The sequence below is a fragment of the Bacillus sp. VA13 genome, from assembly GCF_055710085.1.
In genome coordinates this window covers 301920-318422 of record NZ_JBVQPP010000001.1, presented here as the reverse complement: position 1 = coordinate 318422, position 16503 = coordinate 301920, and the positions used below count along the sequence as shown (strand labels likewise).

At 46.4% G+C, this 16503-nt stretch carries 1 protein-coding gene; it reads right to left on the bottom strand.

Annotated elements, in window-relative coordinates; translation table 11 throughout:
- Positions 1–11: 11 nt before the first annotated feature.
- Positions 12–16415, bottom strand: coding sequence for an amino acid adenylation domain-containing protein (locus tag AC0C66_RS01320; protein ID WP_472973525.1), 16404 nt, complete (start codon positions 16413–16415; stop codon positions 12–14).
- Positions 16416–16503 lie beyond the last annotated feature (88 nt).

Genomic DNA, 16503 nt, shown 5'->3' with positions numbered 1-16503 from the left:
CGTTTCCCCTCCTATAACAGTTGTTGAATCTTTGTGCTGTCACCCGGGTGATAGCTTCGCAGCTTTTGAATGGCGGAGCTATGAGTTTCCGGGTACACTTCAATTGTTTCTTCTATCTGTTCCGCTTCATCATTCGTTTCGTTTGCCATTTTCATCATCACTAGCTGCTTCAGCGGTCCCCCAAGCAGCAATTCCAATGCCTCCATCGCTTCAGGGGCTTCAATCGAACCAATGCCTGCCTGAGCCATTCTCTTCTGATATTCCGGTGAGGAAACAACACCGACGCTTCCCCAATAACTCCAATTCATCACGGCTACTGTACAAGGCCATACTTGAGAAAGCCGCTGTGCAAAAGCATCCTTAAAACTGCAGCCGGCAGCGTAATTGCTTTGTCCGGAAGCTCTCGCAAACGATTGTACGGAAGAGAAAAACAAAACAAAGTCCAGTGGTTCATGCCGGAAAACTTGTGCCATTCGCACACTTACATCAACTTTTGCAGCAAGAACGTTTCTGAAGCAGTCCTCACTCATATTCATCAGGCTTCGGTCTTGCAAGACAATCGCAGAATGTATAATGCCGTTGATTTCTCGATGCGTTTGTTTGATTGTTTCATAAGCATGCTCTAATTCCTCGCGGTTAGCCGCATCAGCTTGAATGTAAAATGGGGCTGACCCTAGACGCGCAAGTCTGTCCAGCTTACTTTGAATCGCTGTATCCATTTTCCTTCTGCCAATCCAAACAATCTGTGCCTGGTATGTTCTGATCATATATTCGCTCCAAGCTTCGCCAATACCGCCTGCGCCGCCTATGACGACATAAACGCCTCCGTGCTTATACTTCGTATGCACTGGTTGATTGTTGTGCACTGGAATCAAACGCAGTTTATGCCAGTGCTGATTTCGATAGGCCCAAGTATTCCCTTCTTGATCAATTGGCAAGGAAACGATCTCAGACACCGGCAAATCCTCATGCTTCCTGACATCGATCAGCTTTGTCTGCCAATTTGGATATTCTTTTGCCATCGAACCAATCAGACCGTGTACACCGGCGTCGACCGGGTCGACAATATCATACTGATCAACACATTGCGTATCTGCCGTCACGACCGTCCAACTCATCTTCTTCTCTCCATAGCCTAAAGAGAGCATTGCCTTAATGAGCCTGAACATTTGATTCACGCCTTGATCTTGGGCTTCAATCATTTCGTCGCCGGCTTCACTTTCTGTCACACGGGAAGGGGACAGCCACACAATATGGTCAAACGATCCGAGTGTTTCAAACTGGCTCCCAATCTCATGAATCGATGCGCTCGGCTCAATATACAGCTCCTCGGCAAACGGGAACTGCCTTTGAACAGCTGTTCTGCTGTTGTGATCCCCTCCAAGGATGACAACACGCTCATCAGCAGGCGGAATGCTGTTCTTCTCCAGTTGTACTTGATCCCATACCGGCGCCATAAGAAGCGCTCCATCAAGAGATGCCTTGATATCTATTGACTTCGGCTCATCTTGCGGTTGTATTTCTTCCAGTACCCTTGAGGAAATACCCTTGATTCGTACACACACTCGGCCTTGTTCATCACATAGATCCATATCCAGTTTCTGTATTCTGTCCTCATTTGGACGAGATGTGACAGACACCCACATTTTATCTGTACACGGACTGAATATTTCTAGCTCTTGCAGCGCAAAAGGCAGAGAAAGCTGTTCGTCGCCGGAATTCAACTTCAACCCGATTGACGCTTGTAAAGCAGAGTCTGCCATACTTGGATGAAGAACGAATTCGTCCAGCGTGTGAGATATACCAGGAGGCAGGGAAAGCTCTGCCAGGGCTTGATTGCGGCCGATATAAAGCCGATCTATTCCTTGAAAACCAGGTCCGTATTTAATGCCGATCGCCTTAAATAATTCATAACATTGCTCGTGTGAGAGTGTGCTTAGGCAGCATTGATCTTGAAGCTCGCTGATATCCTGAACTGGAATGTCTCCTGCCCCGCTGATTGCAGCACTGCCTTGACAGTGTATTTTCCGCCCATTGTGCGCATCCTCTGTAAAGATGTTAAAAGCAATCTCACCGTCCTGCTGGGGATCCAGACTGATATCGACTTGAACAGGCTGGCCATCCGCCACAATTGGCTGCACCCACACAACATTTTTGATGTGAACAACAGATTGTGTCTCTATGATTCCTCTCACTGATCTCGTAACGGCAGCATGAACCATCTCAATATATGCCACACCCGGCATGACCGGGCTTCCCTTCACCTTATGATCGGTGAAAAAGAACTCAGCACCTGTAAAGGTCGAGCTGAAACGCTGCTCTGATAGATCGGATGTGTTGGACTGTACTAATGGGTGCAAAGCTACTGTTTCGACACTAGGTGCTGCATGATGTGTGACTGCTTCCTCTTTCATATCCGTTATCCAGTAGCGTTCTTTTGCAAATGGATAGGTTGGGAGACTGATGCGTTTCGGCTGTTTGCCGCCATACAGTTTACTCCAATCTATTTCCATGCCTTTTATCCATAATTCAAGCAGTCTTTCATATATCACGGGCTCCCAGCTGTTATTGAGGATTTTCTGTATTTCATCATCTGATCTCAATGTCTGTACGATCCCTTTGTCTGCTCTGCCTGACATGTACTTCGCACTTGCATGTCCAGTGATAAAGAGGTTCAGTTTTTTCAGCAAGTCCCCTGCCGAGACAGCGATGATCCCTAATCTCTCCTCCATTGCATCACGCCCCACTTGGAGTGTGTAGGCAATATCAGTGAGATCACGAGATGTAATAGATTGACTGCTGATAAAGTCTGCTAATTGCCGGGCTTGGTCTTTTAGACGATCTTCATCCTTTGCCGACAAGATAAAGATGCCCGGATGTTGTGCTGTCACAGCTGGCGCTTGTGCAGAATGAGTTGCTTCTTTTGGAATATATTCCTCAATGACCACGTGGGCATTGACGCCGCCTATGCCAAATGAACTGACGCCGGCGCGGCGCGGCAGCTCTCGGCCGGCTTCATCCTGCAGCGCCTGCCACTCTCTGGATTCCTGCACAATATAAAACGGGCTGTCCTCCAGTCTGATATACGGATTTATCGTTTCACTGTACAAACTCTTTACAAGCGTCTTATGTTTCAGCTGCAATAACACTTTAATGACACCCGCCACACCGGCGGCGAGCGATAAGTGACCGATGTTTGTCTTTGCAGATCCAAGTCCGCAATGACCGCTACGAACTGCCGGGTCTCCCGTTTTTTCATACAGCTCTTTAAATGCCGCTTTTAAGCCGTTGATTTCTACTGGATCACCAAGCTCTGTTCCAGTTCCATGCGCTTCAATATAGGTCACGGTTCTTGGATCAATTCCCGCTTTTTCATATGCTGTTTTCACGACATCCGCCTGAGCCTTCGGATTAGGAGTCGTCAGAGAATTTGCGCGGCCTCCGTGGTTTACCGCACTTCCTTTGATGACACCGTAAATATGATCACCGTCTCGTTCAGCCGCTGTCAGCTTTTTCAGGAAGAGAATGCCGGCACCTTCACTGACTGCGAATCCATCGGCTCTATCAGAAAATGTTTTGCATCTTCCTTCTTTGCTCAGCGCCCCGGCCTTATCATAGGCGATATGGCCTTGAGGTGTTACAACTGTGTTGACACCTCCTGCAATCGCCATTTCACAGTTTCCGTTTTCAATTGCGCAAACCGCATGATGAATGGCGACCAAAGAGCTTGAGCATGCAGTGTCGATCGGTTCGCTCGGTCCATGAATGTTCAGAAAATAACTGACTCTATTCGGTCCTGCAGAAGGACTCATGTTCGCAGCTGCCGAGCCTTCGATGTCTACATTTGACAAAAGCGAACTGTACCCCGTGTTTCCAGTCCCGATATAGATACCCGTTTTGGTTCCTGACAGGCTTCGCGCTGAGTATCCCGCTTCTTCTATCGCCTTCCACGCATAGGTCATTAACAGGCGCTGCTGAGGCTCCATCTGTTCCGCCTCAAGCGGAGATATGCCGAAGAACAATGGATCAAAGTCAGCTACTTCATCTATAAAACCGCCACATTTGACGTTTGTTTTATTCGCTTCTTTTAGAGGGTCTCCGTAATACTCCTGCCAATCCCAGCGGTCTTTTGGAACCTCTGTAATACAATCTACGCCCGCTTTCAGATTCTTCCAGTATTCCTCGATGTCCTTTGCCTTCGGAAAAACGCCGCTCAGCCCCACAATCGCAATAGGCTCAGGCCCGTGATCAGCTGCCTTTTGCACTGGCGTTACCGAAGGTTTTGCAAAGCGGTTTTCAGCTGAAAATGTCATGTTTTTTATGTTTTTTTCTACAGGCTGTAAAGGCTGATCAGCTTTGACAGGCGTTTGAACTGTAAAGGCATTTGGATATTCTTCTGACAGATACGCTGCAAATGCATAAACAGTTGCATGTTCGAAGAAGATCGTAGGCGTGAGATCCAGCTTGTACTGCTCATTCAGTGTATTTGCAAATTCAGTCAACGTTATCGAATCAAATCCATATTGATTAAATTCCATATCCGGGTCAATCTCTTCAGGTTTGATTTTGAGCAATTGAGAGATTGCTTGCTTTAAAGCTTCTTGAATATGGTCAAACAAACTGTCTTGGTCGATTCTTGCTTCCGATGTCACCGGTACCTGCACTGTTTTCATTGGAACATCATCAGAAGACGGTTTTTGAGTCAACTTTTCCCTCATCATGTCTCTGAACCCTTCCATGACGATGACGTGATCTTTGCCAAATGCCAAACCTTTATACAGCGCCTGAATGCCGGTCTCGGTCCGCATTGGAGTCACACCTGTGTTTTTCAAAGTCATGTTTTCAATTTCTTTATTCGCGCGCATGCCGCCTTCTTTCCAGAGCGGCCAATTGATCGACAACGTTTGCCCGTGCCTGTACATGGCGGTCACAAGCGCATTTCGATAAGCTGCATAGCTGTCCATAAACGCGTTAGCCATCGCATAATCCGCCTGCCCTACGCTGCCGGCAACACTTGATATTGAAGAAAAGAGGATAAAGAAATCTAATGCGAGATGCTCGGTTGCCTCATCCACATTCACAAGTCCTTTTACCTTAGGTGCAAGAACTTGTGTCAGCTCTTCATTGGTTTTGTTCACGAGATAGTTATCTTTAATCAGCCCTGCGCTGTGAATGACGCCATTCAAGTCCCCGTAATCAGATGTGATGCTTGTGATGAGCTCGGAGGCTTCCTCTGCTTGTGTCACATCAATCCGTCTGTATTCTGCGCGAGCCCCTAAGCGCTGAAGTTCGTTTAGCTGTACCTGCTGATCCGGATTCAACGCAGATCTGCCTGTCAGAATGAGCACAGGCTGTTCGGCTTGACGAGCAACCTCTTTTGCAAAAATAAACCCGAGTCCTCCTGCACCGCCGGTGATGAGGTATACACCCTTATCTCTCCACGGCAGGCTTATGTCCTGATCAGCCATTTGCAATTCACGTAATTCATTGATGTACCGTTTGCCAGTTTCATATTTGATGTGCTGATCTCCTGCGTGTCTTTTATTCTCTTTCAGTTTTTCTATCACACTTTCAATGTTTTCGTTTGAATCGATCTCAATCGTCTGGCCGATCAATTTTTTGTTCTCCAGGCTGGCGGTTTTAAGGAGCGCCGATAGCCCTGAGAATGAGTACTGTTTTCTTTGGGCAGAAGTTAGAAGCTGGATCAGGACATTGCCCTGCGGCTTGCTTTTGAGAAGGCTCTGTACTGTCTCAAGCGCTTGTTCGGCATAATCTTGGAATCTCTCTGCCAGTCCTTCGCGGAAAGACTCCAAAACGATGCATTCCGCTCCTATCATTCTTGATTCAATGCTGTCTTTTGAGAGGCCATTCATGTCACAAAGCATGACAATGTGCCGTTCGTAATGAGGCTCAGGATTTTCTTTTTCACAAGCCTTAGGCACCCATTGTTCTTCAAACATCAGGGTTTCCAGCGTTTGATCAGGTTTTGCCGATCCAGAGCCGCCTTCAGCTGCCCTGAAAGACAATCCTTTCATCCGTACGCAAACATTGCCGTTCTCATCTAACATATCAATATCCCGTTTTTGTACTTTATCAGTTGCCTTACTGCCTTGACTGTATCTTGCATATACCCACATTTCTGAAGAGCATGCTCCGAAGACTTCAAGCTCTTGGACCGCAAAAGGCAGTGTCAGCTGGTTATCCCCCGCGCCTGTTAAAATGCTCGATGCCTGCAAAGCAGAGTCCATCAACCCCGGATGCATGTTGTATTGGCTGAGCGTATCTAAAGCAGACGGATGCAATGACAATCTTGCTAAAACAAAATGTTCAGCTGTATAGATTTTTTTCATCCCGCGGTAAGCAGGACCATATTCAAAACCGATCATTTGATAGGTGTCATATACTTCAGTAACGCTGAAATCGCTTTGCTGACACTGCTCCCGCAAGGATTGCAAGTCAACCACCGGCAGGTTTTCAGCAGGACTTATTACAGCACTGCCTTGGCTATAGACGATTGACTGTTCGCCTGCAGCGTCTGGATTACCGTAGATTTCATAAGAGATTTCACCATTTTCTCCCGGTAAAAGCCTGATGTGTACGTGCTGCGGCTGATCCTCTACAACAATAGGCCGCACCCAAACCGCATTCTTTAGCTTCATGGTGCACGGAACACCTTGTACCTCTGCTGCCTGTTCGACAGCCGCTCGCGCCAATTCAAGATGTGCCACTCCCGGCAAGATCCGTTGGCCTTTGACAACATGATCGGCAAGGAAAAATTCTTCTCCCGTATAGATGGAGCTAAATCTTTGTTCCGAGAGGTTCGATGTGTTTTGATGCATTAATGGATGGAGCACAGCTCCGCCAAGGCGGGAGGCTGCTTTGTTTGCTTCAGGGCTGCCGCTTTTTTGAATATGATCAGAGATCCAATAACGGTCTTTTGCAAAAGGATATGTCGGCAAGCTGATGCGCTTTGGTAGATTCTCGCCATACAGTTTCGTCCAGTCTACATCAAGCCCCTTTACCCATAACTCAAGCAGTTTTGCGTACTTTCCCCGTTCCATCCATTTTTCAACGGCTTCTTGAATCTCTTCGTCCTCTGTCAGCATTTGCAACGTGCCTTTATCAATCCTGCCTCTAAATAAATCCTCCACATCGCTTTTGCCTGCTGCAAAGTCTTTTAACTTTTGCTGTAAATCCTCAATGGAACCAGAAATAATCCCGAGACGTTCTTCCATCGCATCCCGTCCGGCTTGCAGTGTATAAGCGATGCGGGTGAGATTTACGTCACTATATGTTTCCTTATCAATCGCATCTGCCAGCTGCTGTGCATATTCTTTTAGCCGCGCTTCGTTTTTAGCCGATAAAACGAAGATACCCGGATGTTCAGGTGTGATGGACGGTATAATCTCATCGGCTGCTTCTGGAATATATTCCTCAATAATCATGTGGGCGTTTACGCCGCCGATCCCAAATGAACTGACACCTGCTCGGCGAGGCAGCTCTTCTCCCCGTTCATTTTTCATCGCTTTCCATTCTTCCGTTTCCCGTACGATATAGAACGGACTGTCTTTCAGCTGAATGTACGGATTCACGGTTTCGCAGTGAAGACTTTTCACTAAGGTTTTGTGCTTAAGCTGCAATAATATTTTAATGATCCCTGCTGCACCGGCTGCCAGCGATAAGTGGCCGATGTTTGTCTTCACAGACCCTAATCCGCAATAAGGATTGGCTGATGGATCTCCTTCATTCACACCCAGTGCTTTAAAAGCTGATTTCAATCCGTTAATTTCAACCGGATCTCCAAGCTCCGTCCCGGTTCCGTGCGCTTCAATGTAGGTTACGGTTTTCGGATCGATTCCCGCTTTTTCATATGCCGACTGAATGACATCCGACTGCGCCTTCGGATTAGGCGTCGTTAAAGATGCTGCACGGCCGCCGTGATTGATTGCGCTGCCTTTTATGACTCCGTAAATGTGGTCTCCCGCTTCTTCAGCCGCTTTTAATTTTTTCAAGAACAGGATGCCGGCCCCTTCTCCATGGGCAAAACCATCGGCTTGATTCGAAAACGTTTTGCATTTTCCTTCTTTACTCAGTGCCCCCGCTTTATCAAAGCTGATATACACCTCAGGAAGGATAATTGTATTCACGCCGCCGGCCAATGCCATGTCACAAGTGCCTTCCTCAATTGAGGAGATGGCGTGATGGATAGCCACCAATGAGCTGGAGCAAGCTGTATCAATCGGTTCGCTCGGCCCATGCAGATTAAGAAAATAACTGACCCGGTTCGGACCGACTGAAGGGCTTGTATTGGCCGCCGCTGAGCCTTCTACTGCCGAGTTGGCTTTTGACAAAAGGGAGCTGTATCCTGTATTTCCCGTTCCGATGAAGACGCCTGTTTTTGTGCCAGACAGACGTTTCGCCGAATATCCTGCATCTTCGATCGCTTTCCAGGCGTAAGTCAACAGTAAGCGCTGCTGAGGTTCCATTTGTTCCGCTTCACGCGGGGAAATGCCGAAGAATAATGGATCAAAATCTGCAATTCCGTCAATAAAACCGCCCCATTTTACGTTCGTTTTATTGACTTCCTTCGCCGGGTCACCTTCATATTCCCGCCAATCCCAGCGGTCTTTCGGAATTTCCGTCATGCAGTCTTTGCCCTCTTTTAAGATCTTCCAGTATGCATCAACATCTTTCGCCATAGGGAAAATCCCGCTAATGCCCACAATGGCAATAGGCTCATGCCCAGCATCACTCTGTGCGGCGTTTGGCAGCGTGACTTGCTGCTTCCGGCGTCTTTTAGCTTTGACATGTAAGGCTTGCTCCTGTTTGGCAGCAGGCTGAACCTGGGCCGATGCTGCGCGCACAGCAAATGTCTTCGCAAACACCGCTTGATATTCTTCTGACAAATGCTTGCCAAACGCATGAATCGTCGGGTGGTCAAAAAAGACGGTTGGCGTCAGCTCTAATTTATAGGCGCGATTGATATGGTTGGTGAATTCCGTCATTGAGATAGAATCAAATCCATACACCGTCATCTCGGCATGATCATCAATCGTTTCAAGCTTAACCTTTAACAGCTTGGCGACCTCCCGCTTTAACATCGCCTTTACTTTATCCAGCAAATTGTCTGTATCAATGTTCTTTGCTTGTTCAGTCATGCTCTCTGTTTCCTTCTTTTCCATAGGTGCCGAGGCGGTTTTTGCCAGCATGTTTTGTTTTATCTTCTGCACATCGCCTTCGATCACCATTACTTGGTTTGCTTCGGAATGAAACGCTTGATATAATGCCTGAATTCCTTTTTCTGCTCTCATAGGAACAATCCCGGCCATTTGCACAAGTCTTTTCTCTGTTTCTTGATCGACCTTCATGCCGCCCTCGCTCCATAACGGCCAGTTTACAGAAAGTGTCTTCCCGTGCCGCTGGCTGAGGTCGGCAAGTCTATTTCGATAGCTTGCATACATATCCATAAATACATTGGCAGCCGCATAGTCAGACTGACCGATGCTTCCTAAACTTCCAGAAAGTGATGAAAAGAGAATAAAGAAGTCCAACGGCAAATCCTTGCTTGCTTCGTCTAGGTAAACAAGTCCTTTTACTTTAGGCGCCAGTACGTCGTGCAGGTCTTCGGCTGATTTATTGACCATGTAGCTGTCTTTGATGATTCCCGCGCTGTGAAGAATGCCGTCCAGACGGCCGTATATTTTCTGAATTCTGTCAATAAGCTGGTAGACTTCAATCTTATCGGTAACATCTGTTTGCTGATAGGTGACCTCAGCCCCCTTGCCGTGAAGCTCTTTAAGCTTATTGCTTTTACTTTCGCTAAGAGGCGAGCGGCCTGTCAGAATCACTGTCGCATTCTTCGTTTGTTCCGTGATTTCTTTTGCAAAAATAAGGCCTAAGCCTCCGGCACCACCTGTAATGAGATAAACGCCATCATCTTTCCACGGCTTGCTGATGTCTTGGTTTGCCGTTTTGATGTCACGCCAATCAGCAATGTATCGTGTACCGTTGTGATATTTGATATATGAATCGCTGCTCATTTGATTTTCTATCAGTTTGCCAGCTATGCCTTCTCCACTTTCTTCACTGCTGACTTCAATCATTTGGCCGGTTAGTTTGGCATTTTCCTGCTCGGCCGTTTTTAGCAGTCCAGTCAACCCTGAAAACAATTGCTGTTCTCCTTCGGCAAAGGTTACGATCTGAATGAGAATGCCGCCTATCGGTTTCGTGCGAGTGATCTCTTGTACCTTCTTAAACACTTGTTCCGTATAAGAATGGAAACGCCCATCCACTGAAGAAGGCCTTGCTTCCAAGCTATATACATGGACATCCTCGATCGCTGCTTCAATCTGTTTTCTCGTCTCATTGTCACTTTCACATAGGAACACGAGATGATCTGCATATTTTTTTGCCGCCGCGCCTTCAGCTGCCTTTTGTTCTTGCCAAACGGGCTGAAGCAATAAAGTTTCAGCGTTTATTTTTGATGGTTCGGTTTGTATATCAGCCTCCATCACTCTCGTCGAAAATCCTTTCATCCGCACGTAAATCGTGCCATGCTCATCGCATAGATCAATATCGACTTTCTGTATCAGATCCCCTGGTTTATTTTTCGCGTTGAATTGAACATAAACCCACATGTCAGTGACACTTTGATGAAAGACCTCAAGCTCCTCCAGGGCAAACGGCAGTGCTGCCTTAAAGTCTTTACTATCTGACAGCTCCGCTCTGACGACGTTTTGCAAATATTCAGCCGCCTGTAACGCCCCGTCCATTACACTTGGATGAAGAACATAATCGGCCAACGTATGCATGACAGATTCCGGCAGTGATAATTTAGCAAGCAGCTGGCCGTCGCCTTTATATACGGTCTCTACACACTTGTAACCGGGACCGTAATCGGCGCCGATCATTCCTTCATAAAACAAGGCAGCGTCCATTCTGCTTTGATCACATCGGGTCTTGATCTCAGCAAGATCCAGCGCTTTTTCTTGCTTTACCTGCATCAATTCCGCTATACCCTGGTTATATACAACTGGTCCTGCATCAACAGATTCCGGCTCACCATACATCCGATAAAGAATGTGTCCGCCGTCTTCATCATAAAGTCCGATGTTTACGTGAACCGGCTCATCTCCTGCTACAACCGGACGAACCCACACGACATTTTTCAGCCTGATTCCGGTTTCATGATCCTCCAATTCGCCAATTCCTTGTTCTATAGCGGCTCTTGCCATTTCAAGCGTGACCGCCGCCGGCAAAATCGCCATGCCTTTAATGATATGCTCGGCAATAAAATACTCTTGTCCTGTGAAGGTGGAGCTGAACCGCTGCTCTGACAGAATCGATGTATTATGGTGCACCAAAGGATGCAAACGCGATGGTTCAATTGTTGTGATAGCGCCGGTGCCGCTTTCAGGCCAGTACCGTTCTTCAGCAAAAGGGTATGTCGGCAAGCTGATGCGGCGCGGCGTCGTATTTTGGTAAAGCCTCCGCCATTCAACGTGAAAGCCTTTTGCCCACATCTCGGCAAGCTTTTTCAATTCTTCTTTTGATATCCGTGATGCAGCCAGTTCTTCCGCTTCAGCGTTTCCAAGCAACTGTTCAGCGGATGTCATTCTCGTTTTTTCTCCTTGAATATAGCCTTCTGCGAGCGGCTTTCCATTCACAAAAGCTTCCAGCTGCTGTTTCCATTCTTCCAGATCGTTCGCTATAAAAACGACCCTGCTGTCCATTGCTTCCCGTCCGACCTGGAAGGTGTATGCAAAATCTCTTAGAGAGATATGCGTTTGCTTGTTTTGACTGATATAGGTCAGCAGCTCCTTTACGTATGCTTGGAGCCGTTCACTATTTTTTGCTGATACAGGAATGATATAGGGCTGATCGCCTTCGTTCCCTGCCCATGCAGAAAGGTTTTCATATTGCTCAAATATAGCATGGGCGTTAGTGCCGCCAAGACCGAATGAACTCAGAGCCGCCCGGTGGACACCTTCACTTTTCTTTAACGGCTCTCGTTCGCGGACAACATAAAAGGGAGAGCTTTCAAAGTTTATATTCGGATTCGGCTCCGTACAGTTGATAGTCGGTGCAAGTTCATTATGGTATAAGCTCATCGCAACTTTAATGCATCCGGCTAACCCAGCAGCCGTATCTAAATGGCCGATATTCGTTTTCACTGAACCAATTCCGCAAAATTGTGTTTTGTCGGTGTATTGCTTGTACACTTTATTTAAAGCAGACAATTCAATAGGATCGCCTAATTTCGTTCCCGTTCCGTGCGCTTCAATATAACTGACCGTTTCAGGATGGATGTTGGTTTGATCCAATACATGCTGTATCACTTCTGTTTGGCCTTTTACACTTGGCGCGTAGAAGCCTGCCTTATCTGCCCCATCATTATTAATGCCTATTCCGCGCATAATGGCATAAATATGGTCTCCGTCTTTTATGGCATCCACAGCTTTTTTCAGCAGGATAACCGCTACGCCTTCACCTCCGGCCATTCCATCCGCTGAAGCATCAAACGCCTTAACATGACCGTCGCTTGAAAAATTCAATCCGTTTTGGTGTACGTAGCCGATCGCTGATTGAGCGTGCAATGTCGCGCCTCCGACAAGCGCATATTGAGATTCGCCTGATGTCAGGCTTTTGTATGCCTGATACAAGCCGACTAGTGATGAAGAGCAATTAGAATGAACAAAGTAGCTTGGCCCTTTTAATCCGAGCTTATGTGAGATCATCGTCGGGATGGTTCCGCTTTGAGCTAAAACCCATGAGACATAGCCATCCGGTGATTCATGCCCTTCTGTTGCCTCCTTCGGCAATAACGTTCTGTATGAATTGTTGCTCGCAGACATATATACACTTGTGCCCGGAATCTCCTTTGCCACATATCCTGCATCCTCAATCGCTTTCCAGGAATGCAGTAATAAGAGGCGGAGCTGAGGGTCCATATACTCAGCATCTTTCGGAGAAATTTGAAAGAAACCAGGGTCGAATAAGTCTTTACCCTCGATCGCAGATTGCACAGGCACATAGTCAGGATGTTGAATCAATTCTTCCGGAACTCCGTTTTCGCGAAGCTCTTCTTCAGAGAAGAACTGAATGCTTTCTTTGCCTTCCTTGATGTGATTCCAAAAATCATGATGATGTTTCGCACCCGGAAATTGGCAGGATATCCCCACAATCGCAACACTATCGTCAAAATAAGGAGGGATCGTCTGCTGCTGGTATTTTCCATCTCTTTTGAGATCACCTTCGTCTTCATTTCGAGTTATGGCTTTTTCTGAGTTTTTCATCTCCAAAATGTATTGGCTTACTGCACGGATCGTGGAATATTCGAATAGCTCGGTAACACTAAATTCACAATCCAATTCTTTTTTGATTCGTTCAGCCACAGCTACAGCCAGAAGCGAATCACCGCCCGCATCGAAAAATCCGTCTTCCGGTCCAAATCCGCTGACCTTGAGCGTTTCCTCCCAAATGCGAAGCACCTGATCCTCTATTTCCGTTAACCGCAAGCGATTTGGTTTCTTTTTATTGAAAACGATCTCGCGTTTTTCCAGTTCTTTACGGTTCACTTTCCCGCTAGGCGATAACGGCAGCTCATCTAAGCGGATAAAGTGTGAAGGTATCATATATTCCGGCAGACTGGATTTTAGATGACGGCGCAACTCTTTTGGATCTGCAGAGGAATGGCCGCTTTCCTCTGTATAATAAGCAGCGAGCTGTTGATGGCCTTCCAGCTGCTTCACCACGACCGCCTGATCTAAAATGCCCGGATATTCACTCAGCTTTGTTTCTATTGCGCCCAGTTCGACGCGAAAACCGCGTATTTTGACCTGGCTGTCAATCCGACCTAAATATTCTATGTTGCCGTCAGGAAGCCATCTTGCTGAATCACCTGATTTATAAAGCTTGGTCCCTGGTTCAAATGGATTGTCAATAAATTTTTCAGCCGTGAGGCCAGGCTTATTATAGTAGCCTCTTGCCAAGCCGGCTCCCGCGATGCAAAGCTCACCAGGCTTTCCAATCGACACAGGCATCAAATGCTGGTCCACAATATAAAGTTTCACATTGGAGACAGGTTTTCCAATCGGCGTATGGTGACTTGCAATATCCCCGTTTCCACATCCGAAATACGCAGCATAAATGGAGGCTTCCGTAGGTCCGTAAATATTTTCAACACGGCAGTTTTTAAAGATTGATACCGCCTTTTTCACTAATTCTTTAGGGAAAGCTTCACCTGCAACCATCATATACTTGAGCGGTCCATCCTCTGTGAACTGCTTGTTGTCTTTCGCCGTTTCTAAAAAAACATGGAGCATAGCCGGTACAAAATTAATATGGCTCACTTTGTATTTTTCAATATAATCCATGCACTGCTGCGGTGATTTCTCTCCATTAGGCGGAAGAATCACAAGGCGGCCGTTTCCGATAAACCATCCAAATAATTCCGAGATCGATACATCGAACACATAGTTCGTCTTCAGTAAATATGCATCCTCAGCAGTCACGGGATAGTGAGATTCAAGAAAATTTAGGGTATTCATAATGCTCCTATGCTCGACCATAACCCCTTTAGGCTGTCCAGTGCTTCCCGATGTGTAAATGATATAAGCGAGATGCTCCGGTTTTACTTCCCGTTTTAAACCGCTGCTTTGCTGATCTGTATAATCATTCCGGCAAGCCAACTCGATATTGATAGCTTTTACATGGCTGCCAATTAATCCGCTGATCGTATGATGAACGTTAGGTTGGGTCAGGACAATGGATGCCTGACTGTCTTTGAGCATGTACTTCAACCGTTCTTGCGGGAAGCTTGGATCTAACGGCACATACGCTCCGCCGGCTTTCAGTATTCCTAAAATCCCGATGATCATATCAAACGAACGCTCTGCACAAATTCCAACAGGGTGTTCAGGTCCAACCCCCTGATGTTGAAGATAGATTGCCAAAGATGTGCTTTTTTCATCTACTTCTTTATATGTAAGAGACCTGTCTTCGAAAATCACAGCAACCGCATCCGGGGTTTGTTTCGCTTTTTCCTCAAACACTTCATGTATACACTTGTCATTTGGCGTGTTTGTGCTTGTCGCATTCCATTGTTCCAGTAAACTGTTTTGTTCTTGATGTAACTGTAAAGAGTAGGTTTCAAGCGGCAAAGACGGATCCTCCATTATGTGTTGCGCGAGCTTCATATAGTTCTCCATCATGCTTTCAATGAAGGACAATTCATATAGATCAGGGTTGTACAAAAGGTGAAGCACTGTTTCATTTTCTTGCTCATATATCTCGAGTGCCAGCTCAAATTCTCCCTCTTGCCGAATATCCTCAATATATTCAATGCCAAGCGTTTGATATGGTTCAAGCGCTTTTTGCAAGCCTGTTGTCTGAAAGAAGTTTTGGTACAGAAAGGCTGTTTGAAAAACCGGCGAATCCGTGGCCGAGCGGTCTACATTCAGCTCTCTTACCAATGCTGGGAACGGATATGCCGCATGGTCCAGACCGTCAGCCATTGTCAGCTGCAGTTCCCGAATAAATGCTGTAAATGGCATAGATCCGATATTCTTGCTTCGAACAGCCATCATGTTGATAAAGTAACCGATAAGGGTTTCAAAGCTATCTTCATGCCGCCCCATTGTCGGAACGCCGACAATGATATCTTTTTGTTTTGTATAGTGATGCAGCAGGACCTTGTAAATGGAGAAAAACACAACCGATTCATTCACATGATTGGTGCGGGCACACGATTTGATTTGATTTCTCAGGTGATGAGGGAGCAAGCTTTTATATGCTTGCCCCTTGAATTTTCGTGCTGAAGACCGCGGGCGGTCAGCTTGAAGATCAAGAACTGGCAGATTCCCAGACAACTGTTCTTTCCAGTAAGCGAGATGCTCTTCCCCTTCTCTGCTATTCAGCATCCGGGTTTCCCAATCGACAAAATCGTAATAATCAGCTGTTAGCGGCTGCGGCACGGGCTCAGTCCCATTCACTAATTCTTGATACGCCTTAAAAAGTTCCGATATCAATGTCAGCATCGACACACCGTCAAATATGATATGGTGAATCGTTATGAGCACAATGCATTCTTCTTTTGATCGATGAAAAAGATGTGTGCGCAATAACGGACCAGTTTCCAAATGAAAAGGTTCTTTTGCTTTTTCTTTTAGAAAAGGCAATATCTCTGCTGATTTGATCGCTGAAATATCCTCTTCCTCAAAACAAAGAGCTTCTGACGACTGAACCGATTGAAATGGAATGCCATTCTCCTCTTGAATCACACTGGTTAAAACAGGATATTGTCTCTGCACAAACAGAAGGGCTTTCTTGAACGTCTCTGCATGTATTCGTTTGCTGATGCGAAAGCATAAAGGAATATTATATGCACTCATATCAGGAGACATTTTCTGAAGCATCCACAGTCCTTTTTGTCCTTCTGAAAGCGGGCTTTTCAACTGCCGCTTCTTGCCTTGAAGATGTTCTTCTACCTCAGAAATGGTTAAT